Source organism: Winogradskyella sp. 4-2091, assembly GCF_045765065.1.
GTDB lineage: Bacteria > Bacteroidota > Bacteroidia > Flavobacteriales > Flavobacteriaceae > Winogradskyella.
Genome location: NZ_JBJKOD010000010.1, coordinates 25,142 through 47,808, shown reverse-complemented (window position 1 = coordinate 47,808; position 22,667 = coordinate 25,142). Strand labels below are relative to the sequence as shown.

The 22,667-nt window shown below is 31.8% G+C and carries 28 protein-coding genes; 15 read left to right on the top strand and 13 right to left on the bottom strand.

Translation table 11 applies throughout. From position 1 onward, the window contains the following. The first annotated feature begins 188 nt into the window (after positions 1 to 188). From trpA to ACJBCC_RS13125, 5 genes are all read left to right on the top strand, one after another. Positions 189 to 950: a tryptophan synthase subunit alpha gene (trpA, locus tag ACJBCC_RS13145; RefSeq protein WP_407557423.1), complete on the top strand. Its 762-nt coding sequence runs from the start codon at positions 189 to 191 to the stop codon at positions 948 to 950. Between the two features lies 1 nt (position 951). Continuing rightward, positions 952 to 1,185 (top strand): hypothetical protein, encoded by a 234-nt coding sequence (locus ACJBCC_RS13140; RefSeq protein WP_407557422.1) that lies wholly within the window; start codon positions 952 to 954, stop codon positions 1,183 to 1,185. Positions 1,186 to 1,255: 70 nt separating this feature from the next. Then, on the top strand, positions 1,256 to 1,642 hold the full coding sequence (locus ACJBCC_RS13135; protein WP_299103433.1) for a DUF805 domain-containing protein: 387 nt from the start codon (positions 1,256 to 1,258) through the stop codon (positions 1,640 to 1,642). Between the two features lie 96 nt (positions 1,643 to 1,738). Then, positions 1,739 to 2,194, top strand: a complete 456-nt coding sequence (locus ACJBCC_RS13130) for a tRNA (cytidine(34)-2'-O)-methyltransferase (RefSeq protein ID WP_299103432.1) — start codon at positions 1,739 to 1,741, stop codon at positions 2,192 to 2,194. 84 nt (positions 2,195 to 2,278) lie between these two features. Next, a complete protein-coding gene (locus ACJBCC_RS13125) occupies positions 2,279 to 2,644 on the top strand; it encodes an EF-hand domain-containing protein (protein WP_407557421.1) in 366 nt (121 codons plus the stop codon). A 66-nt stretch (positions 2,645 to 2,710) separates the two neighbouring features. Here the strand turns inward: ACJBCC_RS13125 and ACJBCC_RS13120 are convergent, their stop codons facing one another. From ACJBCC_RS13120 to ACJBCC_RS13105, 4 genes are all read right to left on the bottom strand, one after another. Further along, entirely contained in the window at positions 2,711 to 2,944 is a 234-nt protein-coding gene (locus ACJBCC_RS13120; RefSeq protein ID WP_407557420.1) for a VF530 family DNA-binding protein, read from the bottom strand. Between the two features lies 1 nt (position 2,945). Next, positions 2,946 to 3,161: a DUF6500 family protein gene (locus ACJBCC_RS13115; RefSeq protein WP_407557419.1), complete on the bottom strand. Its 216-nt coding sequence runs from the start codon at positions 3,159 to 3,161 to the stop codon at positions 2,946 to 2,948. A 6-nt stretch (positions 3,162 to 3,167) separates the two neighbouring features. Further along, complete coding sequence (locus tag ACJBCC_RS13110; RefSeq protein WP_407557418.1) at positions 3,168 to 4,466, bottom strand: DEAD/DEAH box helicase; 1,299 nt, start codon at positions 4,464 to 4,466, stop codon at positions 3,168 to 3,170. Between the two features lie 103 nt (positions 4,467 to 4,569). Then, the gene (locus ACJBCC_RS13105; protein ID WP_407557417.1) at positions 4,570 to 5,376 is read right to left on the bottom strand and encodes a tryptophan-rich sensory protein; all 807 of its coding nucleotides are present in this window, start codon (positions 5,374 to 5,376) and stop codon (positions 4,570 to 4,572) included. A gap of 89 nt (positions 5,377 to 5,465) precedes the next feature. Between ACJBCC_RS13105 and ACJBCC_RS13100 the strand changes: the two genes are divergently transcribed. Both ACJBCC_RS13100 and ACJBCC_RS13095 read left to right on the top strand, forming a co-directional pair. Next, positions 5,466 to 5,630: a hypothetical protein gene (locus tag ACJBCC_RS13100; protein ID WP_407557416.1), complete on the top strand. Its 165-nt coding sequence runs from the start codon at positions 5,466 to 5,468 to the stop codon at positions 5,628 to 5,630. 5 nt (positions 5,631 to 5,635) lie between these two features. Next, positions 5,636 to 6,010: a GNAT family N-acetyltransferase gene (locus ACJBCC_RS13095; protein WP_407557462.1), complete on the top strand. Its 375-nt coding sequence runs from the start codon at positions 5,636 to 5,638 to the stop codon at positions 6,008 to 6,010. On the opposite strand, the gene ACJBCC_RS13090 is transcribed toward ACJBCC_RS13095, so the two are convergent. The 4 genes from ACJBCC_RS13090 to ACJBCC_RS13075 form a co-directional block, all read right to left on the bottom strand. Next, a complete protein-coding gene (locus ACJBCC_RS13090) occupies positions 6,011 to 6,733 on the bottom strand; it encodes a hypothetical protein (protein WP_299103425.1) in 723 nt (240 codons plus the stop codon). It lies immediately after the preceding gene. Positions 6,734 to 6,763: 30 nt separating this feature from the next. Next, entirely contained in the window at positions 6,764 to 7,522 is a 759-nt protein-coding gene (yaaA, locus tag ACJBCC_RS13085) for a peroxide stress protein YaaA (RefSeq protein WP_299103424.1), read from the bottom strand. 581 nt (positions 7,523 to 8,103) lie between these two features. Continuing rightward, positions 8,104 to 9,141: an RluA family pseudouridine synthase gene (locus tag ACJBCC_RS13080; RefSeq protein ID WP_407557415.1), complete on the bottom strand. Its 1,038-nt coding sequence runs from the start codon at positions 9,139 to 9,141 to the stop codon at positions 8,104 to 8,106. A gap of 9 nt (positions 9,142 to 9,150) precedes the next feature. Beyond that, complete coding sequence (locus tag ACJBCC_RS13075) at positions 9,151 to 9,699, bottom strand: PASTA domain-containing protein (RefSeq protein WP_299103422.1); 549 nt, start codon at positions 9,697 to 9,699, stop codon at positions 9,151 to 9,153. A gap of 162 nt (positions 9,700 to 9,861) precedes the next feature. On the opposite strand from ACJBCC_RS13075, the gene ACJBCC_RS13070 reads away from it, so the two are divergent. After that, positions 9,862 to 10,839: a D-alanine--D-alanine ligase gene (locus ACJBCC_RS13070; RefSeq protein WP_407557414.1), complete on the top strand. Its 978-nt coding sequence runs from the start codon at positions 9,862 to 9,864 to the stop codon at positions 10,837 to 10,839. Between the two features lie 54 nt (positions 10,840 to 10,893). Further along, complete coding sequence (gene coaD, locus ACJBCC_RS13065; RefSeq protein WP_299103420.1) at positions 10,894 to 11,355, top strand: pantetheine-phosphate adenylyltransferase; 462 nt, start codon at positions 10,894 to 10,896, stop codon at positions 11,353 to 11,355. Here coaD and ACJBCC_RS13060 read toward each other — a convergent pair. The 3 genes from ACJBCC_RS13060 to ACJBCC_RS13050 all read right to left on the bottom strand — a co-directional run bounded on the left by ACJBCC_RS13060 (position 11,348) and on the right by ACJBCC_RS13050 (position 15,099). Beyond that, a complete protein-coding gene (locus tag ACJBCC_RS13060) occupies positions 11,348 to 11,998 on the bottom strand; it encodes a response regulator (RefSeq protein ID WP_407557413.1) in 651 nt (216 codons plus the stop codon). The genes coaD and ACJBCC_RS13060 overlap by 8 nt on opposite strands. Before the next feature lie 9 nt (positions 11,999 to 12,007). Then, positions 12,008 to 13,948, bottom strand: a complete 1,941-nt coding sequence (locus tag ACJBCC_RS13055; protein WP_407557412.1) for a tetratricopeptide repeat protein — start codon at positions 13,946 to 13,948, stop codon at positions 12,008 to 12,010. Between the two features lie 104 nt (positions 13,949 to 14,052). Further along, the gene (locus ACJBCC_RS13050; protein WP_407557411.1) at positions 14,053 to 15,099 is read right to left on the bottom strand and encodes a hypothetical protein; all 1,047 of its coding nucleotides are present in this window, start codon (positions 15,097 to 15,099) and stop codon (positions 14,053 to 14,055) included. A 201-nt stretch (positions 15,100 to 15,300) separates the two neighbouring features. On the opposite strand from ACJBCC_RS13050, the gene ACJBCC_RS13045 reads away from it, so the two are divergent. Next, positions 15,301 to 15,726 (top strand): HEAT repeat domain-containing protein, encoded by a 426-nt coding sequence (locus tag ACJBCC_RS13045; protein WP_407557410.1) that lies wholly within the window; start codon positions 15,301 to 15,303, stop codon positions 15,724 to 15,726. A gap of 14 nt (positions 15,727 to 15,740) precedes the next feature. On the opposite strand, the gene ACJBCC_RS13040 is transcribed toward ACJBCC_RS13045, so the two are convergent. Together ACJBCC_RS13040 and alaS are read right to left on the bottom strand one after the other, a co-directional pair. Beyond that, positions 15,741 to 16,694, bottom strand: coding sequence for a GSCFA domain-containing protein (locus ACJBCC_RS13040; protein WP_407557409.1), 954 nt, complete (start codon positions 16,692 to 16,694; stop codon positions 15,741 to 15,743). Between the two features lie 37 nt (positions 16,695 to 16,731). Further along, positions 16,732 to 19,344, bottom strand: coding sequence for an alanine--tRNA ligase (alaS, locus tag ACJBCC_RS13035; protein WP_299103414.1), 2,613 nt, complete (start codon positions 19,342 to 19,344; stop codon positions 16,732 to 16,734). Positions 19,345 to 19,475: 131 nt separating this feature from the next. Here alaS and ACJBCC_RS13030 point away from each other — a divergent pair, with 131 nt between their 5' ends. Genes ACJBCC_RS13030 through ACJBCC_RS13010 form a run of 5 tightly spaced genes read left to right on the top strand, consistent with a single transcriptional unit; the run spans position 19,476 to position 22,660 of the window. After that, positions 19,476 to 20,447, top strand: coding sequence for a M23 family metallopeptidase (locus tag ACJBCC_RS13030; protein WP_299103413.1), 972 nt, complete (start codon positions 19,476 to 19,478; stop codon positions 20,445 to 20,447). Between the two features lies 1 nt (position 20,448). Beyond that, the gene (locus tag ACJBCC_RS13025) at positions 20,449 to 20,778 is read left to right on the top strand and encodes a MerR family transcriptional regulator (RefSeq protein ID WP_299103412.1); all 330 of its coding nucleotides are present in this window, start codon (positions 20,449 to 20,451) and stop codon (positions 20,776 to 20,778) included. Positions 20,779 to 20,790: 12 nt separating this feature from the next. Then, positions 20,791 to 21,387 carry a LemA family protein gene (locus tag ACJBCC_RS13020; protein WP_407557408.1) on the top strand — a complete coding sequence of 199 codons (597 nt, stop codon included), beginning with the start codon at positions 20,791 to 20,793 and terminating at the stop codon, positions 21,385 to 21,387. Positions 21,388 to 21,398: 11 nt separating this feature from the next. Then, positions 21,399 to 21,836: a TPM domain-containing protein gene (locus tag ACJBCC_RS13015; RefSeq protein WP_407557407.1), complete on the top strand. Its 438-nt coding sequence runs from the start codon at positions 21,399 to 21,401 to the stop codon at positions 21,834 to 21,836. Further along, positions 21,836 to 22,660 (top strand): YgcG family protein, encoded by an 825-nt coding sequence (locus tag ACJBCC_RS13010; RefSeq protein WP_299103408.1) that lies wholly within the window; start codon positions 21,836 to 21,838, stop codon positions 22,658 to 22,660. Before ACJBCC_RS13015 ends, ACJBCC_RS13010 begins: the two co-directional genes overlap by 1 nt. The last annotated feature ends 7 nt before the right edge of the window (positions 22,661 to 22,667 follow it).

Here is a 22,667-nt window from a genome sequence, read left to right as displayed (position 1 = left end):
GCAAAAATTAAAATATATTTTGGGAACAAAACAAAAAGCAGCAAAAATTAATGTCCCAAATTTCGACATAGTCGGAAGCAACGATTTTTAGAAATAATGAGCGATAGGATGGAACTGCAAATCGTTTTGAACTTTTGGTTCGTTTTGTTTCAAGACAAAATGAACAAACTAAATAAAACTATAACATTTTGAACAGAATAAACCAAAAACTAGAAGAAGACAAAAAGCTATTATCCATATACTTCACAGCAGGATACCCAAACATTAACGACACAGTTACTGTCATAGAAAATCTTGAAAAATCTGGTGTAGATATGATAGAAATAGGACTACCATTCAGTGACCCTTTAGCTGATGGTCCTACGATTCAGGCAAGTTCTACAAAAGCACTGCATAATGGCATGACTAGCGAACATCTTTTTGAACAATTAAAAGACGTTCGTAAAACGGTTTCAATGCCCCTAATCATAATGGGTTATTTTAACCCAATGTTGCAATATGGTGTAGAAGAATTTTGTAAAAAATGTCAAGAGGTTAGCATAGATGGACTTATTATTCCTGATTTACCAGTTGACGTGTATCATGATAACTACAAATCTATATTCGAAAAATATGGCCTAATCAACGTCTTCTTAATTACACCACAAACCTCAGAAAAACGTATTAGATATATAGATTCTATTTCAAACGGATTTATTTATATGGTAAGTTCTGCAAGTGTCACAGGTAGTCAATCAGGATTTGGAGATGTACAAACGCAATATTTTCAACGTATAGCCAACATGAAATTAAAAAACCCACAAATTGTTGGTTTTGGAATTTCTAATAACGAAACATTCACGCAAGCAACGAAATACGCCAAAGGCGCCATTATTGGTAGTGCATTTGTAAAACACTTAACTAATTCTGGTGTCGATAAAATCGATGATTTTGTAACTGCTATTTTATAATATGAAACTCTTAAACGACTGGAAATTAATCATCCTTTTATGTCTAACTCTTGGGTTAGCGCCATTCTTTCCTGAACCTCATATCGTTGGTAAAATCAGATGGATTGCAGGAGGTGCAAATGGCATGACCGTAAAAGATTGGTTTGATGTTGTTTTTCATGGATTTCCATTTATTCTATTAGTCCGAATACTAATCATAAAACTTTTAAAAAAGCCGAACGTTAATCGAGAATAATAAACTTCAATACATCTATTTTAAATTAAAGTTTATATTTGAGTCACATTAACCAACTAAAATCAAATTTATGGAATGGTATTTAAAAGTCGTAAGAGATAATTACGCAAATTTTACAGGTAGAGCAAGACGTCAAGAATATTGGATGTTTGTTTTGTTTAATATGCTTTTTGCTTTTGCAATTGTACTTGTTGCTGGTGGATTAGTTGCATTGACAGAAATAGGTGCATTCGCAGGACTATATCTAATATATATCTTAGGTATCATAATTCCTAGTTTAGCCGTTGCGGTAAGACGATTACACGATATAGGAAAAAGTGGTTGGTTTTACTTAGTAGCACTTATACCATTAGTAGGAGGTATATGGTTAATCGTTTTATTTGCAACAGAAGGCGACAAAGGACCTAACGCTTACGGACCAGATCCTAAAGAAATAGATTCTACTGTTACTGTTTAAGTCATCACACTTTAAACTGAACAATTAAAAACTTATATTTAATGCCTATTCTTATTAATTGAATAGGCATTTTTTTATTCTTAATTAAACTTAATAATGTCATTAAACATCGTACTCATTGAACCCGAAATCCCAAATAACACGGGTAACATTGGTCGTTTGGCTTTAGCGTCTGGTTCTACCTTACATTTAGTAAAACCATTTGGTTTTGAAATCGATGATAAACGACTTAAACGTGCAGGATTAGATTATTGGAAGCATCTAGACGTTATTTACTATGAAAATATTGATGATTTTTTCAAAAAGAATGACAATGCAAAAATGGTGTTCTTATCTAGTCATGGCACTCAAAGCCATTGGGATATAACGTTTGAAGATGATTTATTCTTAGTCTTCGGAAAGGAATCCGTTGGTTTGCCCAAAACAATTATTGAAGCTCATAAAAATGACCTTTTTAAAATTCCACTTTATAGTGAATCTATTAGAAGTTTAAATTTAGCGAATGCCGTAAGTATAATAGTGTATGAGGGCTTAAGACAATTAAGGGCATAATTCAGCAACTTATTAAATTAACTAAATTTTAAAGCTTTTTACCTTATATTGCTCTCATTAATGAATAATTAAAAAATTAATATTATGATTTTAAATACAATAAAAACAGGATTATTTTTCATAGCTATAACATCTTTCTCTTTTGCAAATGCTCAACAGAAACTTGAAACACAAAAAGTTCAGAATAAAAGAGCTATAAAAAGTTTTAAAGCACTTGACACTAATTCCGACGAAACCATAAATTTAAAAGAACTTAAAGCTAATTACAAAAAAGACGAATTTAGTGAAGAAGAGGTTAAAAACAAATTTCTTAAAATGGATACAAATAAAAATGGTTCAATAAGTTTGGATGAATTTTCTGTAGCTTTCGAAATGAAAAAAAAATCTGCTCAAAAGACAGAATTGAAGCAGATTGAAAAAAACAAAAAAGCAACGCTAAAAAAAGATTAAATCCTTTTTTAAACATTTTAAAAAATCCTCATTTAACAATGAGGATTTTTTTTATGATAATTAGTTTTACTTTAAGTTAGGATTCTTTTTTAAATACGCTAAATACATTTGCTCAACTTTAGTTCTAGCCCAAGGCGTTCGTCTTAAAAATTTTAAACTGGATTTAACTGAAGGGTCATGCGTAAAACATCTAATATTAATCTGATAACCCATGTATTCCCATCCATAATGCGCTTGTAGCTCTGTTACAATATCAGCGAGCTTTTTTCCATGCAATGGGTTATTTGGTTGTATAGACATGTTACAAGCTATTTACTAAGGTTTTAATCTTAACGGCTTTTTCAAAATGGTCTAGCTCATGTGTTTTTATCCACCACGTAGCGGCTTCCATCAACAATTCTGGATTGTCATTTTTGTTCTTAAAAAAGGCATAAAAAGAAACACCAACATTAGTTCCTTTTTGTGCAATTTTCTTATCGCAGACTTCTATTATTTTATGTTTTAAGCTATCTGTCATTAGAATTTAACTACGTCTAGAATCGTTATTTCGGTTTCGGTTTCTACTTTTATTTCTATTAGAATTTCTGTTATTACCTGAACCTTTAGAATTAGAGTTTCTGTTATTAGTTCTTCTTCCTTTATTTTGATTTCTGTTTTGACCAGGTTTTATTGGTGCTGTTGAAGCATTTGGGTCTGGTTCAAAACCTTCCACTATTTCTACTTCAATAGATTCTCCAATCAACTTTTCAATACCTTTTAAATAACTAGTTTCATCTGCACTAACTAAAGATAATGCTTGGCCTTCTGCTCCTGCTCTACCTGTTCTACCGATTCTATGTACATAATCTTCAGAAATGTTAGGTAATTCAAAATTTATAACATGTGGCAATAATGGAATATCTATACCTCTTGCAGCAATATCTGTAGCTACCAATACTCTAACAGAACCATTTTTAAAACCTGCTAAGGCTTTTGTTCTAGCTCCTTGACTTTTATTTCCGTGTATAGCTGCTGCTGATATACCTGCACTAATCATCTTTTTACAAAGTTTGTTAGCACCATGTTTGGTTCTTGTAAAAACCAAAACTTGGTTCCAATTACCTTCAGAAATTAGTTTAATAATTAAGCCTGTTTTTTTGCCTTTTGCAACTCTATATACTTTTTGGTCTATAACCTCTACAGCCGTATTTTGTCGTGCTGTTTCAACCTGAACCGGATTATTTAAAATAGAATAAGCTAATTTTTTAATGTCTTTTGAGAATGTTGCCGAGAACAAAAGGTTTTGTCGCTTGTCCGGCATTAACTTCATTACGCGTTCAATATCACGTAAAAATCCCATATCTAACATTCTATCTGCTTCGTCTAAAACAAATATTTCAACACGTTTTAAAGATAATGCACCTTGATTTTGTAAATCTAGTAATCGTCCTGGTGTAGCTACTAAGACATCAACACCTTTTCTTATGGTTGCGATTTGCGGTTTTTGATTAACACCACCAAAAATTACAGCACTTCTTAAATTTAAAAATTCGCTGTATTCCTTTACGTTAGCAAATACCTGAGCTGCTAACTCACGTGTTGGCGTTAAAATTAATGCTCTTATTGGTCTGTATTTTTCCTTTGGATTTTCAGATAAGAGATGTAATAATGGTAATGTAAAACCTGCAGTTTTACCAGTTCCGGTTTGTGCTGAAGCCAAAACATCTTTTCCTTCTAAAACTGAAGGGATGGCTTTTGCTTGTATTGGCGATGGTGTTTCGTATCCTTTTTTACTGATTGCTTTTAATAACGGCTCAGATAAGCCTAATTCTTTAAATGACATATATAGTGTTTATGAAGCAAACTCTATATTATATTAGGTCACTCCTTTAATTTGGCGCGAAGTTACGCCTATTTTCTTGTTGACATAACTAATTACCTTCTTATTATGAATTTCTCGATTTTTTCCATTCTAAAAATTTAAAAAAAGGATTCGTCGCTCTGTTTTTATGACCATGCATTGCTGCATTTATCATTAATACAGCAGCAGCAATAAATGCAAAAACAGCAATCGAGTAATTATCATTTTTATTAGCAACACCAATACCAACTAATGCCCAGGCACCAACTAGAGCAAATTCGCGCATATTACGTTTCCAAATAACGGTAAGGTTAATTATTGTGGCAATAACTATTAGTGAAATTGCCCAGAATTTAGGTTCTAACCCAAATCCATTCCAATCTATTTTAACCAAATACGTAGACACATTTGCAATACTAGCTAATGTAACCCAACCTGCATAAATTACAAATGGCCACCATAAGAAGGCAATAATGGGAAATGGTTTATCATCGAGTTCCATTCTATTATTTACAATAATTTTTAAAATTGAAAACAATAATAAAAAGATGAATAGACAAGATAAGCCTGTAAATTCATAAATCCATGCAAAAACCCATAGTGAATTAAACATGCAAGACATAACAAACCACCAACCTTTTTTTAAAACAAAATCATCGTTTTTAGTCTTAAAACTTGAAGTTCTCGCTTGATAAACCACAAAGCATACCAACATAATATAAATAATTCCCCAAATTGAAAACGTATAACCTGCAGGCGTAAAAAGCGATTTATAACTGTTAGAAACTTCTCCAATAGTAGTGTTATTCATTATACCTGTATTAGACAGGTAATTAATAAATATGGTTATAATCAATGCTATTGCATTAGATATCTGAAGCGTTTTTCTCATTTTTTGTATTTCATACTAAGGTAATAAATATTTGAAATATCTTTAAGTTTGAATACTATCAATATTTGAGCAACTTATAACATCAAGAGATGAATTTCACACCTTTTACTGAACTTACTTCTGCACGACTCTCCCTCAGGAAACTGAAAGAATCTGATGCTGATACCATTCTCTTTTTACGTTCCAACGAAATTGTAAATCGGTATATTAAAAGACCTGAGCATAGACAAACTAAAACTATTCAGATGCGTTAAACTTTATAAGAACACAGCATAATAATCTAGAGCATAGTATTTCGATTGTTTGGGGAATTACGCTAAAAGACAAATCAGAACTTATAGGTACTATTTGCTTGTGGAACTTCTCTGTAGACAAAAAAGTAGCAGAAGTTGGTTATGACTTAAATCCCAAATTTCACAATAAAGGAATTATGACGGAAGCCTTAAATTTGGTTCTCGACTTTGGATTTAATCAATTAAAACTTCAGAAAATTGAAGCTTTTACAGATACCAAAAATGAAAATTCTAAACGACTTTTAACTAAAAATGGATTTATTTTAAACCCTTCTCGAAAAGATGTAGATAATGAGTCTAATTTAATTTATGAGATTTTTGATGGAATTGTAAACAGCTAATTATAAAGATTTCAACAAACGTTCTACCTCAGCAATTGCAGTTCTGTAGATACGACGATTAGGTTTCGTCATATGCTTAGATTCTGTTGAGATTTCATTCAATAAATCCTTGCCTTCATTAGCTCTATTATTTTCTATATAGAATTTTGCTAATTCTAAACGCTCATTATAATTAGAATATGGTCTATCTATCTGTTTTAATTGTACTTCAGCATCTTCTAGTTGACCTAGTTCTTTTAAAGCTAAACCATAACAAAATTGTTGTTTAGACCCTTTAAATTCTGGTTTAGATTTTATGACTTCTACACTATCTAAAACTCCAGCATAATCTTGTAATTTAAAATAGCACAAAATAAGTTGTTGATGTGCGTATAAATTATTTTGGGATGTATCTTTTAACGTATGCTTATAATTAACAATAGCATTAGGCATATCGTTATTAGCGAAATAAGCATCTGCCAAATCAATTCTGTTTGTATACGTATCTGAAAATTCTAACTTCTTTTCTAAGTCCTTTGTTTTCTTAGTTGGATTGATGATAGACGTTAATTCACTTTGAATTTTATCGGCATCATTCTTATTATAAACTTGCGTTATGATGTATATAATTGAACCTACAACAGGAATAAAGAAGATGAGAAAAAACCAATAATATGGTTTATGATTTTTATAGACATGATAAATACAAAACGCCTGAAGCGCTACAATTAAATAGTAATACATGGATTAGAATTAGGTATCTAAATATAGTAACTATCTTGTAAATACCAATTCATTTTCAGAAGATAATTCTTCGCTAAATCCGTAGTTTTCTAAATTAAATCCTTTTACATCATCTAAAGTTTTAGCATCTGTATCAATGATGTATCTGGTCATTAATCCTCTAGCTAATTTAGCAAAAATGGCTACGATTTTATACTGTCCGTTTTTAAATTCTTTAAACGCTACATTAACGACTGGTACTTTTAAAGCTTTTGTATCTATGGCTTTGAAATACTCATTACTTGCCAGGTTAAGGAAAAGCTCATCATCTTCTAACTCTTCGTTTAAAGCTTTAGTGACTTTCTTTTTCCAGAACTCGTATAAATTTTTGTTTTTACCAACTGGCATTTTAGTTCCCATTTCTAATCGGTAAGGCTGAATTAAATCTAATGGTTTTAAAACACCATATAAACCAGATAATATTCTAACGGTATCTTCTACTTTATCTAATTTATCAGTATCAATTGTATAGGCATCTAATCCTCTATACACGTCGCCACTAAATGCATATATGGCTTGCCTTGCATTGTCTTTTGTAAATGGTAATTCCCAGTCTTGGTTGCGCTCATAATTTAATTGCCCTAAATTATCTGAAATATGCATTAGTTTAGATAAACTCTTTGCCGACTTCTTTTTTAATACTTTATTTAAACGTTCTGATTCCGCTAAAAAACTACTTTCCGTTGTTTTAGTGGTTGGTAATTTAGTCTCGTAATCTAAAGATTTTGCTGGTGATAGTACTAATTTCATATGTATTTGCTGCTACTGCAGACCTCTAATTTATGGTTAAACACTTCTTCTTTCTCAGTAGTAAAAATACGATGTATCTTAAAGATTTTCTAATATTTATTAATAGTAAAATTGATATCACTATTAGAAATAACTATGCCAATTCACAAATATGTTCAACGTAAGAATAGCTAAAAGAATTGGTTATTAACCTAAACGTGATAAGTAATGATTTGTCATTCTGAACTTGTTTCAGAATCTAATTTAATGAAGATGCTTTTGAGATGCTGAAACTAGTTCAGCATGACAAACTGAGTGAGTGAGTGAGTATTTTTAAACTTGCTCAAGATGTGCAGTTTTCTCATCTTCTCTCAATAGTCTTGGGAAAGCGCGTTAAGGATGGAAACGGCATCCTTTTTTGAGGCACGAAAAAAAGATATAGTGGACAGCCTGATTATTTTTTTCCTACAAGGTTTTAAAAACCCTTGAAGGTTAAAAAAAATAAAACGCCCAAAACATATTGTTTTAGACGTTACTGAGTCTTTGTTAAATCTACTTTTGATTCCGATAGCTATCGGAACTGCTTTCGCAGGAATTTGGCACTAATCATTAGCGTGCTTTGCATAATGTCTCCACTTCTCTATACATTGCGCGATATCCTGAGGAATTTCAGATTCGAATTTCATGAATTCTCCTGTGGTTGGATGCACAAACCCAAGCGTTTTGGCATGTAAAGCTTGTCTCGGCAAAATCTTAAAACAGTTTTCTACAAACTGCTTATATTTTGTAAATGTGGTCCCTTTTAAGATGCGTTCGCCTCCATAACGTTCGTCATTAAAAAGGGTGTGACCAATATGTTTCATATGTACACGGATTTGGTGTGTACGTCCTGTTTCGAGCTTACAACTTACTAAGGTTACATAACCCAAACGTTCTATAACTTTAAAATGTGTTACGGCTGGTTTACCTTGTTCTTCTTCGTCATCTAGAAAAACCGTGTTTTGTAATCTATTTTTTGGATGACGACCAATATTACCTTCAATGGTGCCTTCTTCCTCTTCAATATTTCCCCAAACAAGTGCAACATATTCGCGCTCACTCGTCTTTTTCGCAAACTGATTAGAAAGATGTGCCATGGCTTGTTCGGTTTTGGCAACCACTAACAATCCGCTAGTATCTTTATCTATTCTGTGCACCAAACCTGGTCTTTCGCTTGAGTTGTTAGGTAAATTTTCGAAATGAAAAATTAAACCATTAATCAATGTACCCGAATAATTTCCGTGTCCTGGGTGCACAACCATACCTGCTGGTTTGTTAACCACCAGTAAATCGTCGTCTTCATAAACCACATCAATAGGAATATCTTCTGCAATTAAAAGATTTTCGTGTGGTGGATGCTCAAACTTTACAGTGATGTAATCGTTTGGTTTTACCTTGTAATTAGATTTTACAGGTACATCGTTCACAAAAATACTTCCGTCTTTTGCTGCAGCTTGAATTTTATTACGCGTCGCGTTTTCTATAAAATTCATTAAGTATTTATCGATACGAAGTGGCTGCTGACCAGCGACTACTCTAAAAGCATGGTGCTCGTAAAGTTCGTTTTCTCCTTCGTCTGAAATATCAGGAACATTTGGCATTGAATTGTTTTATAATTTACCGTTTCCTAACACCAAGTCTATCTTAGATGTTAATGGTAATTTTGTACCTGCTTTAAGAGGTTTGCCTTTATAAGACATAGACATTACACCTTCTCCAATAGCATCTTTATACGTAATTTCTCCTACTTTAAAACCTAAGGCTATTAATTGTGGTTCAGCTTGTCTAAATGTAAATTTTAAAATATTTGGCACTTCAACTTTACGATAATCAGAAGGATTTAATATTAAATAAATCTTTCTATTTTCCTTTACTTGAGAACCTGCTGCTGGCTTTTGCTCAATAACAGAATACTTTGGATATTTTGGATTGTAATTAGCTGAATCTTGAATCTTTAGCGTTAAATCTAAATCCTTTAATTCTATACCAACAGTTTCTAAAGATTTACCTTTTAAATCTGGTACAATTACAAATTCTCCGTGATTGGTAGAAATGTTTAACCATTTTAAAACAATAAAACACAAAACAACAAGCGCCACAATGGCCAATGCTATTTGTTTAAAAAACACTTTACTGGTAAGAAACTTAACTAAACTCATAAGCTATATAATTGTGGACAAAACTAAGAAATTCTAACGTTATATTAACGTCTCGCAAATAAAATACGTATGAATAACCCATTTAGATTATTAAAAATAAATTATACATTTACGCTATCGCTTATATAAACTAAAACAAACCCATTTTATTGGGTACATAAAATGAAGAAAAATATTGCAATTATTATGGGTGGCTATTCTAGCGAATACAAGATTTCCCTTAAAAGTGGTAACGTGGTTTACAATACCTTAGATAAGGCTAAATATAATGCGTTTCGTATTCATATTTTTAAAGAGAAATGGGTTTTTGTTAATGAACTTGATGAAGAAATTTCGGTTGATAAAAATGATTTTTCGATTGTAGTAGATAGCACAAAAATCACATTCGATTGTGTGTTTAACGCTGTACATGGTTCGCCAGGCGAAGATGGTTTTATGCAAGCGTATTTTGAACTGTTAGACATTCCGCAAACCAGCTGCAACATGTACCAAGCTGCATTAACATATAATAAGCGCGATTTGTTAGCGACTTTGAAACCTTATGGAATTAAAACGGCTGAAAGTTTTCCGCTTAACCTTGGAGACCAAATAAATGAAGATGCTATCATTGCCAAGGTAGGTTTGCCGTGTTTTGTAAAAGCGAATAAAGCTGGTAGTAGTTTTGGAATTTCTAAAGTGTATAAAAAGGAAGAATTACAAGCGGCAATAGACAACTCTTTTAAAGAAGATAATGAAATTATTATTGAACAATTTTTAGATGGTGTTGAAGTCTCTGTTGGTGTTATTTCTTATAAAGGCGAAACTTTAGTTTTACCAATTACAGAAATTGTTTCTGAAAATGATTTCTTTGATTACCAAGCTAAATACGAAGGAAAATCTCAAGAAATCACACCTGCTCGTATTTCTGATGATTATGCTAATAAAGTAAATATTGAAGCTAAACGCATCTATGAAATTTTAAAAATGAAAGGTTTCTCTAGAAGTGAATTTATCTTTAAAAACGATGAACCTTATTTGCTAGAAGTTAATACAGTGCCAGGTTTAACCAACGAAAGTATTTTACCGCAACAAGCTGCAAAAGCTGGCATTAGCATGGAAGCTTTATTTGAAAATGCTATTGAAGAAACTATCAATAATTAATAGTTATATTTGAAATAATTAAGACGTCTTTTTATAAGTTGTAAAACACTATCAATGAAACGAGCATTATTCCCAGGATCTTTTGATCCTATTACAAACGGACACTTCGATATTATAAAACGTGGTATTAAATTATTTGACGAAGTTGTTGTTGCTATTGGTATTAATGCCGAAAAAAAATATATGTTTTCTCTTGAAGAACGGAAAAAGTTTATCGAAGAAGCGTTTAAGAACGAACCTAAAGTAAAAGTGGTTACTTACACTGGTTTAACTATTGATTTTTGTGAAAAAATTGATGCAAAATTTATTCTTAGAGGCTTAAGAAATCCTGCGGATTTTGAATTTGAAAAGGCTATTGCGCATACCAACAGAAGGCTATCAAAAATTGAAACTGTATTTCTATTAACTGCAGCTAAAACATCCTTTATATCATCTTCTATTGTGAGAGATGTATTAAGAAATAATGGCGATTACACGGTTTTAGTGCCTGATAGTGTTAGGGTAAATACTAAATAAGATTATTCCGTTTCGCTTTCTGAACAGCTTCGAGTTTATTATGTACTTGTAGTTTTCTGTAAATATTTTCAATATGCTTTCTTATTGTCCCAGTAGATAGCATAAGGTTGCTCGCTATAGATTTATAACTTAACCCCTTGCTTAGCTGCTCTAATACATCAACTTCTCTTTCTGTGAGTTTAATTTCTACTAACTTATTATTATCGTTAGGAACAAATGGATTTCGTAATAATTTAAGGGTTTTTAAAGCAATTGAAGGATTCATAGCAGCACCTCCATTTAAGGTTTCTAATATACCAGAATGTAAATCGCCTGCATTGATTTCTTTTAGTAAATAACCGTCTGCACCAGCTTTAATGGCATTAAAAATGTTTTCGTCATTATCAAAAACCGTTAGCATTATAATTTTAATATGAGGATACTTTTGTTTTACTTTTTCAGTTGCCTCAATACCATTCATTTCTGGCATTTCAATATCCATTAAAATTAAATCTAGATTATAATTTTCTTCTAATTGACTTAACAGAATGGCACCATTCATTGCTTTGAATTTTACCTCTAAGTTTTCAAAAAAAGATAATTTTTCCTCTACCGTTTTTATTAAAAACGAGTTATCATCTACAATAGCAATTTTTATTTTCATTCGTAATTATTACAAAAATAAGGTTACTGATGTTCCTTTATTCTCTTTTGTTTCTACACTTAAATTTCCACCTAATTCATGCGCGCGTTTTTTCATATTTCTTATACCATTACCCAATACTGTATTGGTATCATTAAACCCAATGCCATCATCTTTTATTGACACTCTAATATGATTATTTACTTGGTAAATTTCAACATTAATTTTTGAAGCCTTAGCATATTTTAAAGTATTGTGAATTGCTTCTTGGGTTATTCTATAAATATTCATCCCTTGTACTGAAGAAAAAACAGCATCATTATTCACATCTTTATCTACATTAAATTGAAAATCTATATTTTGAGCAGCAAGGTTGGCTTTGTCTATAAAATTTGAAATTCTTACTTGTAAATCTTCAAACGTAATCTCGTTTTTATTCATAGCCCAAATAGTATCTCGTAACTCATAAATAGTGCTTGAAGCAAAATCACTTATTGTACTTAATTTGGTCTTTAGTTTTTCGTCTTGCAGCTTAAAAGCATATTTAATATTATCTATAGACGAGATTATAAAGGTTAATTGTGCTCCAATATTATCGTGTAAATCTCTACTAATACTTAGGCGTTGTTCTTGTAATTTATTTTGAGTTTCAATTTTAATCAAAGCATTGTTCAACTCCTTTTCCTTTTCAAGTTGATGATTTTTTAAACGTTGTTGGTTATAAAAAAGATAACCTATAAAACTGAATATCGAAACCAAACCAATTAGACCATAAATTTGATAATTCCGCTTCTGTATAATTAAATCTTGTTCTGCTAATTCTGCTCGTTGAATTAATATTTGCTTTTGATTTTTTTCAGTCTCATATTTAATTTCCAAATCTGCAATGGCCTTTGCATTTTTTTCGGAAAAGATAGAATCCTTCAAGGTTATATATTGACTTTTAAATTCTCTAGCTTTATTAAAATTATTAAGCATGTAATAGCTTTCTGCACCTGTTAGATACAAATCTGCAGACATAAGTTCACTCTCAGGATATTTTTCTACCAGTAAAAAACCGTCATTAATATGACTTAAAGCTTTTATTGGTCGGTTAGCATCATTGTATAGTGTAGCAATATTATTATATGTTGACAGCAAAGCTTTTTCATTTGCTTTGGCTTCTTTCGTTTTTTCAATGACCTGAAAATATGTCTGTAACGCTAAATCTGTATCGCCATTAATGTTGTAAGCATTCGCCAAGTTATCTAACAGTTTATGATAATCTAAATTATTGTTTTTTCGAAGTGCTAATTCAATACCTTTTTTATAGGTTAGAATAGCTTCATCTACACGTCCTAATTCTTTTAAATTTATCCCTATATTGTTAAGTGATGCTACCTGATCGTTTTCTAAATTATATTTTTCTCTAACTTGTAAAGCTCTTCTGTGATACTCTAAAGCTTTTTCGTTAAGATACATTTCTTGGTAAATGAGCCCTATATTATTTAAAGCATTGGCTGTTGCACTTTCTTGATTTAAGGATTCATTGATTTTAAGCGATTGAAAAAAGTAATCTAAAGCTTGGTCAAAATTGCCTCTATTCCAATTAAACATGCCAAGATTGTTAATACATAAGGCTTCAATAGTTTTGAACTGATGCTTTTTACTCATTTTTAAAGCTTTCTCAAAATAAAATTGAGCAGAATCACTTTTACCCATAACATCCATATAGATGCCTTGCGTATTGATAAGTTCTATTAAACCATATTTAAAATTAGCATCTTCAGCAATTTGTATACCTTCCTTTAAAACTTGGATTGCTTTATCTGAGTCATTGAAAATATATCTAAATCCAATGTTATTATACATTCTAATTTTTGCCGAATCATTAGCTGTTTGTTTTGCAACAACGAGTAAACTGTCTAAATTTTGAGCAAAACCAATCAAACATAAAAAGCATGTTAGGAATGCGATTTGTATTTTTTTCATGTCTAAATTTAATTAAAAAGTGTTAAATACTATTTCTTATTGAAATCAGAACACAGACTCAACACTTTTTATACCATTGAATATCATCTAAAACAATCTAGGTTTTAATAATTACTTAGAAATTCACTCGTATGAAAATCTAAAAATTTATTACCAGCATTATAAAGTCCTTCTACATATTTTTTTGAGTCTACATCAATCCATTTAGTAAGTGAACTGTAACTTGCTCCTGCAATAACCACAGGTTTAAATGACGTTGCTGTTTCTGAAGTTTGCTTAGAATATGCCACGACTTTTTCTTTTTTAATGACACCATTGATTTCTAAATCCTTTTTTAAAGTTCCGTTATATTGCGTCTCTGCTCCTAATCCCGTTTTACCTTTAGTAAAAGAAACCATAGAGTTAATTCTTTCTGAAGTTTGTGCACCTTTTAATCTTAAGCCTTTCTTTTTTGGTGCAGCAACAACATAATCTCCTATTAACCTATAGTTAGTAAACATTTTCACTTTAGCTCCACCTGCATTTTTAAAGAAATCATTACCAGCTTCAGAATACATAAAGTAGAGATTTACATTAGCTACGACAGCATCATCTAAATCATCAGATAATTTTTGAGGCACTAAAGAACCATTTAAAAATCCTTTTTTCTTCTTGCCTTTCTTTGTTTCTCCTTTATAAAAAAACGAATAACCATCTGGCACAGACGTCATAACACCAGGTAGACCAGATTCTATTACATAAGGTCCACTAGCCTTTTCCCAACCTTCATAAGTATCTGTTTTTCCTGCCATTTCAGCAGTTATAATCTCAAAACCTTTTGCTTTTAAATCTTCAATAAAATCATTGTAAAGCTGATTTGTTTTTTCTTGAATATCAGCTTCCTGTAGTCCATTAATCCCAATTGCAGCAGATGCAGTAGCTTCTCCTTTTGCCGTGTTTCTAAATCCTCCTGAAGATTTATAAGACACAGCCTCTTTATAAGTTTCAAAATTCACGTTAAAACTCGCTATGTATATTTTTTTTGGCCCTTTTTTAAGTTTACCTAAACCATACTTTTCTTTACCAGGTTTAAATTCTTCTAAATCTTGAGCATACGTTGTGCCAATAAGTAGGCAGCTAATAATAACAATAATGTGTTGTAATTTTTTCATGATTAATATGTTTATAAAATTGATTATGGGTTTCTATGTCACAAATTTGAATAAAAAGACAAAGCCAAACCATACGACGAATTGCGTATATTTTTAAACCAAAACAACATGGCATATTAATAATAGTTGTAACAAAAGGAGACTTTTAACTACACATAATTAATATATTGTTTCAATTCTATGCTAAATCAAATCACATATATGCTGTTTAAACTGAAGCTGACTCAGCCATCAGAAAACACTATTGATTATTGGGTTAATACCAATGCTGTTGAGAAACTAGAATATACCTTAAAACATGGAAATTATAAAACGAGATTATGGGCAGCGGAAGGATTAGAACATGAAGGTAGAGCATCTTCAGTTCCTGTTCTCTTGTATACTATTAACGATAAAATTCAGAATGTATCAATCGCTGCTTTAAATGCTCTAGAAGCTTTAGGTTGCAATAACGAGTTAACTATATCTATTACGAGTAAACGTTTTAATTGGGTAAAAACCATTAGAGATAAAGAAGAAAAACGTAACGTTATAATAACTAAAAAACATAATATTTACCGCTGGAAACGCGCTAGCAAGCAATCTTTTGACCGCGTAAAAGCACAGTTAAAAAAACCAATTAGATGAACTTGAAATCGATATTATTTAAAATCAAAAAAGGAATATTCTAATTTTAAGTTTTCAATATCCTTTTGAAGCTTGTTCAGAAAATCTTGATGTGCTTGTGAATTTGAATTAAACGGTCGGTGTGCTTTTCTAGACTGAATTGAACTAACTTTTTCTAGTGTTTCTAAAGCATCTTTAGATAACCAAACTGTGGTAAATTTTTCCCAAATATAATTCACAGCTGTAGTATTGGGATGCAGCATATCTGATTTATAAAAACGATAATCCCTCAATTCATCCATCATAATTTCATAAGATGGAAAATAATAAAACTGCTCTCTAGGCTCTACAACCTGATGGATTGCAGTTAGTAAATGCGATTTACTTTGGGTATTCTCTACAAAGCCATCTTTAATATGTCTTACTGGTGAAACAGTAAACAAAAACGAAACTTCAGGATTTACACTTTTTATTAAGCTGACGATTGCTTCTAATGATTCCGTAATTTGTTCTACGGAAAGTAATTCTTTTAAAAAATGTTTTTGAGGTAATTTATGGCAATTAGCAACTATTTTATCTGATGCTATATGTCTGTAAACCCAACCTGTTCCTAATGTAATTATGACATGAGTTGCACTTTTGAGTTGATCGTATGTTTTATCAATATGATAATTTAATGAATGTAATAAGTCCTCTTTTGAAGCTGTATTTAATTTTGAATGTGCATCCAAGCAACTCCATTGCTCATTATGAAAATATAATTCATTTTTAGAATAATAATCTTTATTAATGGCACGCGTTACTAGATTTTCTATCGCCAAAGGATGAAATAAAATACCGAATGGATTTACAGTATTTTGAAATTTAAAATACTCAAACTTAGCACCTATATTTTCAGAAAAGCATGAACCAAATAAAAGCAATTTAGAGCTGTAATCTATTTGATTATGCTGTGGTGATTTAAGCGGTATTTCTGTTTGTAATTTCATTTAATATAGATTCTTAATCACTATCTGAATGACAAACTTATAGGTAATTTTTTCCTGCCTCCAAAGCAGCTTCAATACCTTGAGGATTCTTTCCGCCAGCTGTTGCGAAGAAAGGCTGTCCTCCTCCTCCTCCTTGAATATGTTTACCTAGTTCTCTAACAATTGTACCAGCATTTAAATCTTTACTTGCCACTAATTCCTTAGAGATATAACAAGATAGAATTGCTTTACCATTATTTTCAGCTCCAAATAAAAGCATCAAATTATCAAACTGACTGCCTAATTCAAAACAAACATCTTTAATTCCTGCAGCATCTAAATCTAACTTCTTAGCCAAAAATTGAATACCATTAATTTCGGTAATTTCATTTTTTAGTTCTGCTTTAATATTTTTTGCTTTGTCTTTTAATAAGCCTTCTATTTGCTTTTTTAAATCTGCATTTTCTTCTTGTAGATTCACTACAGCTTTCACAGGTTCTTTTGCATTGTTAAGCAAACCTTTTATTTCTAAATAAGAAGAATTATTCTCTGAAAAATAATCTCTTACAGCTTTATTAGAAATAGCTTCAATACGTCTAATACCTGAGGCTACTGCACTTTCTGAAGTAATTTTAAAATACCAAATATCAGATGTGTTTTTTACGTGGATTCCTCCACATAACTCAATAGAATTCCCAAATCGTATAGTTCTTACTGTATCTCCATATTTCTCTCCAAATAAAGCCATAGCACCATCTTCAATAGCTTTTTCCATTGGTACGTTTCGACCTTCTTCTAATGGTAGTTTTCCTTCAATTCTTGCATTAACAAAATCTTCTATTTCTTGAAGTTGTTCTGTTGTAACTTTAGAGAAATGAGAAAAATCAAATCGCAAAGCATTAGGTTTCACTAAAGATCCTTTTTGCTCCACATGCTCTCCTAAAATAGTTCGTAATGCTTGGTGTAATAAATGTGTTGCTGTATGGTTACTAGAAGATAATGTTCTATGTTCATCACTTACAACAGCTTTAAAACTCTCATTTAAATGATCTGGTAACTCTTTGGTTAAATGATACACTACATTATTTTCCTTTTTTGTATCTAAAATATAAACTACATCACCATGTTTATCTTCTAAAAAGCCTTTGTCTCCTACTTGGCCACCTCCTTCTGGATAAAATGGTGTTAAGTTAAAGACCAATTGATACATTTCGCCATCTTTTTTTGAGGTAACTTTTCGGTACTTCGCAATTTTTACATTTGCTTCTTCAGTATCATAACCAATAAATTCTTGTACATCATCTTCAAATAAAACCGTCCAATCATCTGTAGAGGTTTCACTAGCAGAACGCGATCTGTCTTTTTGTTTTTGTAATTCAACCTTAAAGCCTTTTTCGTCTAATTTTAAATTCTTTTCAGATAAGATTAGAGCCGTTAAGTCGATAGGAAATCCATAAGTATCATATAACTCAAAAGCCTTTTCACCAGAAACGGTATCGCTTTTAGTTTCTTCGACGATACGATTTAATAATATTAAACCTTGATCTAAGGTTCTTAAAAAAGAAGCTTCCTCTTCTTTTATTACATTTTCAATTAGTGCTTTCTGTAAGCGAATTTCTGGAAAAGCATCTCCCATTTTTTTGCTCAACACATCTACTAATCTGTATATAAATGGTTCCTTCTTATCTAAAAACGTAAATCCGTATCTAATTGCTCTTCGTAAAATTCTTCTAATTACATAACCTGCTCCTGTATTGCTAGGCAATTGCCCATCTGCAATAGAAAATGCTACAGCTCTTACATGATCAGAAATTACACGAATTGCAATATCTGCGTCATCATCCTTACCATACTTTTTGTCTGTAATGGTTTCAATTTCACGTATTATAGGAGTAAATACATCAGTATCATAATTAGATTGTACGTTCTGTAATACCATACAGAGACGTTCAAATCCCATACCTGTATCAATATGCTTATTTGGTAATGGCTCTAAAGATTTATTTGCTTTACGGTTGTATTGCATAAAGACCAAATTCCAAACCTCAACTACATGAGGATGGTCCATGTTCACTAACGATTTGCCGTCTACTTTAGCTTTTTCTTCAGCGGATCGAATATCTACATGAATTTCACTACAAGGTCCACAAGGTCCTTGGTCACCCATTTCCCAGAAATTGTCTTTCTTATTACCTTTTAGTATGCGATCTTCTGCGATATATTGTTTCCAAATATCGTAAGCTTCCGTATCCATATCAAGGTTATCATCGTCATCACTACCTTCAAAAACCGTAACGTATAAAATGTCTTTATCTATACCATAAACTTCTGTCAATAATTCCCAAGCCCAAGCAATAGCTTCTTTTTTAAAATAATCACCAAAACTCCAGTTACCCAACATTTCAAATAACGTGTGATGATATGTATCATAACCTACCTCTTCTAAATCGTTGTGCTTACCAGAGACGCGTAAACATTTTTGCGAATCTGACATTCTATTTTTCTTTGGCTCTGCATTACCTAAAAAGTATTCTTTAAATGGCGCCATTCCTGAGTTTACAAACATCAAAGTTGGATCATCTTTTAAAACCATTGGTGCAGATGGCACAATGAGGTGTTGTTTACTTTCGAAGAAATTTAAAAATTTAGATCGTATGTCTTGAGACTTCATATGCTGAAATTAAAGCTTGTTTTTAATAAATTTACGTAATTGCAAAACATTTTTTTATCTTTGGTCGTTACGCTAATATAAGACGCTTGCTTTGTACACTTATTTGCTGCAAAAATAGTATAAATTCAAACATGGCTAAAGTAAAATATTATTATGATTCTGAAACGCTTTCTTACCGCAAAATAAAGCGGAAGAAAAGAACAACTTTTAAGTATGTTGCTGTATTTTTAACTGCGGCTGCACTTTTTGGATTTTTGTCATTTTTTATAGCTAGTCAATATATTGAGTCGCCAAAAGAGCGACAAATGGCTAGAGAATTGCAAAATATGGAATTGCAATATGAGCTATTAAACAAAAGAACAGATGACGCTTTTGCGGCTTTAGAAAATGTTGAAGAACGCGATAATGCGATCTACAGACTTTATTTTGAAGCCAACCCTATACCTACGGAACAACGAAGAGCAGGATTTGGTGGTATTAACCGCTACAAAAAATATGAAGGTTATAATAACTCTCAGTTAATTTCCGAAAGTTTTAAGCGCTTAGACGTTTTAGAAAAAGCCATTGTTGTGCAATCTAAATCTTTAGATGAAATTGCAAAATTAGCAGAAGATAAAGAGAAATTTTTAGAGGCTATACCAGCAATACAACCCATTAACAATGTGAATTTAACACGTATGGCTTCTGGTTATGGTTATAGAACTGACCCATTTACTAAAGTTAGAAAATTTCATTTTGGAATGGATTTTACGGCACCAAGAGGCACACCAATATATGCTTCTGGAGATGGCGTAATTAAACGAGCAGATAATGGCTCTACAGGTTATGGTAATCACATAAGGATAGATCATGGCTATGGATACATTTCATTGTACGCCCACTTATACAAGTATAACGTAAAGGTTAATCAGCGTGTAAAACGAGGCGATTTAATTGGCTACGTTGGTAGCACTGGCCGATCTGAAGCACCACATTTACATTACGAAGTATTTAAAGATGGCGAGCGTATTAACCCAATTAACTTTTACTATGGCAATTTATCTGCAGAAGAATATGATATTTTGCTTAAAAAAGCGTCATTAGAAAACCAATCTCTAGATTAAGATGCACATAGATTTACCAGAAAAACGTTATTATGGCATTGGTGAAGTTGCCAAAGCTTTTAAAGTTAACGCTTCCTTAATTAGATTTTGGGAAAAAGAATTTGACGTTTTAAAGCCGAAAAAAAATGCCAAAGGCAACCGAAAGTTTACACCTGAAGATATTAAAAATCTTAAGTTCATTTATCATTTAGTAAAGGAAAGAGGATTTACGCTTGAAGGTGCAAAAACACATCTAAAAGAAGAAAAAAAGCAAGCTTTAGATAAATTTGAAATTATTGATAAGCTAGAAAGTATAAAAGCACAACTAACTAAAATTAAAACACAACTTTAAAACTAAACTATTATGAAAAAATGGCTAATTCCTGTGATCGTAATCGCAATAATTGCATTTGGATTTTATTCTTGGGGAAAGAATTTTAATAATACTGCCGTTACATTGAATGAAAATGTAAAAGAATCTTGGGGAAATGTTCAAACTTCTTACCAACGACGAAATGACCTTATTGGTAATTTAGTAAAAACAGTTCAAGGAGCTGCCGATTTTGAACGAGGAACTTTAGAAGCTGTAATAAAAGCAAGATCTGAAGCTACAAAGACAACTATTGATCCCTCTAACATTACACCAGAACAATTAAAAGCATTCAACCAAGCACAAGGTGGTTTAAGTAGTGCATTATCTCGTTTACTAGTTACTGTAGAAAAATATCCTGATTTAAAAACTAATCAGAATTTTTTGAAATTGCAGGATGAATTAACAAGTACTGAAAATACTATACAAACTGCTAGAACGCGATACAACGAGAAAATAAAACCTTATAATATTCACGTAAATACATTTCCAAATAGCATTTTAGCAGGTTTTCTTAATTTTGATGAAAAGCCTTATTTTGATGCTGAAGCAGGTGCTGATAAACCAGTTGAAGTAGAATTCGATTTATAATTAAATGCAAAATGTCTAAACTTGAAGATTTTCTTAGTGCTGAAGATGAAGAGAGAATCGTAGAAGCTATACGTAATGCCGAAAAAAATACTTCTGGCGAAATCCGTGTGCATATAGAGAAGCATTGCTCAAAAGATATTTTTGAGCATACTTTAGAAGTTTTTCATTATTTAAAAATGGATAACACTAAACAACAAAACGGCGTACTCATTTATGTTGCTGTAGAAGATAAATCTTTTATGATTTATGGTGACAAAGGTATAAATACTGTTGTGGATGCGGATTTCTGGAATTCTACAAGAGACATAATTACAACTCAATTCAAAAAAGGTAATTTTGTTGGTGGTCTAATTGACGGAATCAATAAGGCAGGAAAAGAATTATCAACACACTTTCCTTGGGAACATGGTGATACTAATGAACTTGAAAATTCAATTTCAAAAAACTAATGCAAAAATTTAGAACTTTAGTATTTTCATTATTCTTGAGCGTATTGGCTGGAGTTTTTTACACTGCCAACGCACAATACAATGTTCCAGAAAAGCCGGATTTTATACCTTCGGTTATTGATAGCACTAAGGTATTAAAACCATACGAATTTTCTGCACTATCTGAAAAGTTACGACGCTATAACGATAGCACCTCTACAGAAATTATAGTTGTAATTATACCAACAACAAAAGGCGAAAACATTGGCTTACTTACTCCAAGATGGGGACAAAAATGGGGAATTGGCCAGGCAGAGGAAGATAATGGCGTTTTTATTTTATTAGCTAGAAAGGATAGAAAAATCTGGATTTCTCCTGGTTATGGTGTTGAGGATAGACTTACTGCTGGTATTGTAGGTGAACTAACTCGTAATATTATAATTCCTGAATTTAAAAGAGAAGATTATTACGGTGGATTAAATAAAGGTACTGATGCTATAATTGATGTGCTTAGTGGTGCATATAAAAATAATAAGCCACAAAGTTCTGGTGGTATTCCAATTGAAGTTATATTTTTCCTTTTTATAATTTTCGTAATTTTTATTATTGCCATATCTAAATCACGTGGTGGCGGAAACGGTGGAAACGGAGGCAATCGAAGTGACAGTAGAAGTATTCTCGAAGCCATAATTTTAAGTAATATGGGTCGCGGAAGTTATTCTAGAGGTTCATCTACAGGTGGCTTTGGAGGTGGTTTTGGCGGAAGTTCTGGAGGAGGAAGTTTTGGAGGCGGCTTTGGAGGTGGAGGCGGCTTCTCAGGTGGAGGCGCTGGTGGAAGCTGGTAAAACACGT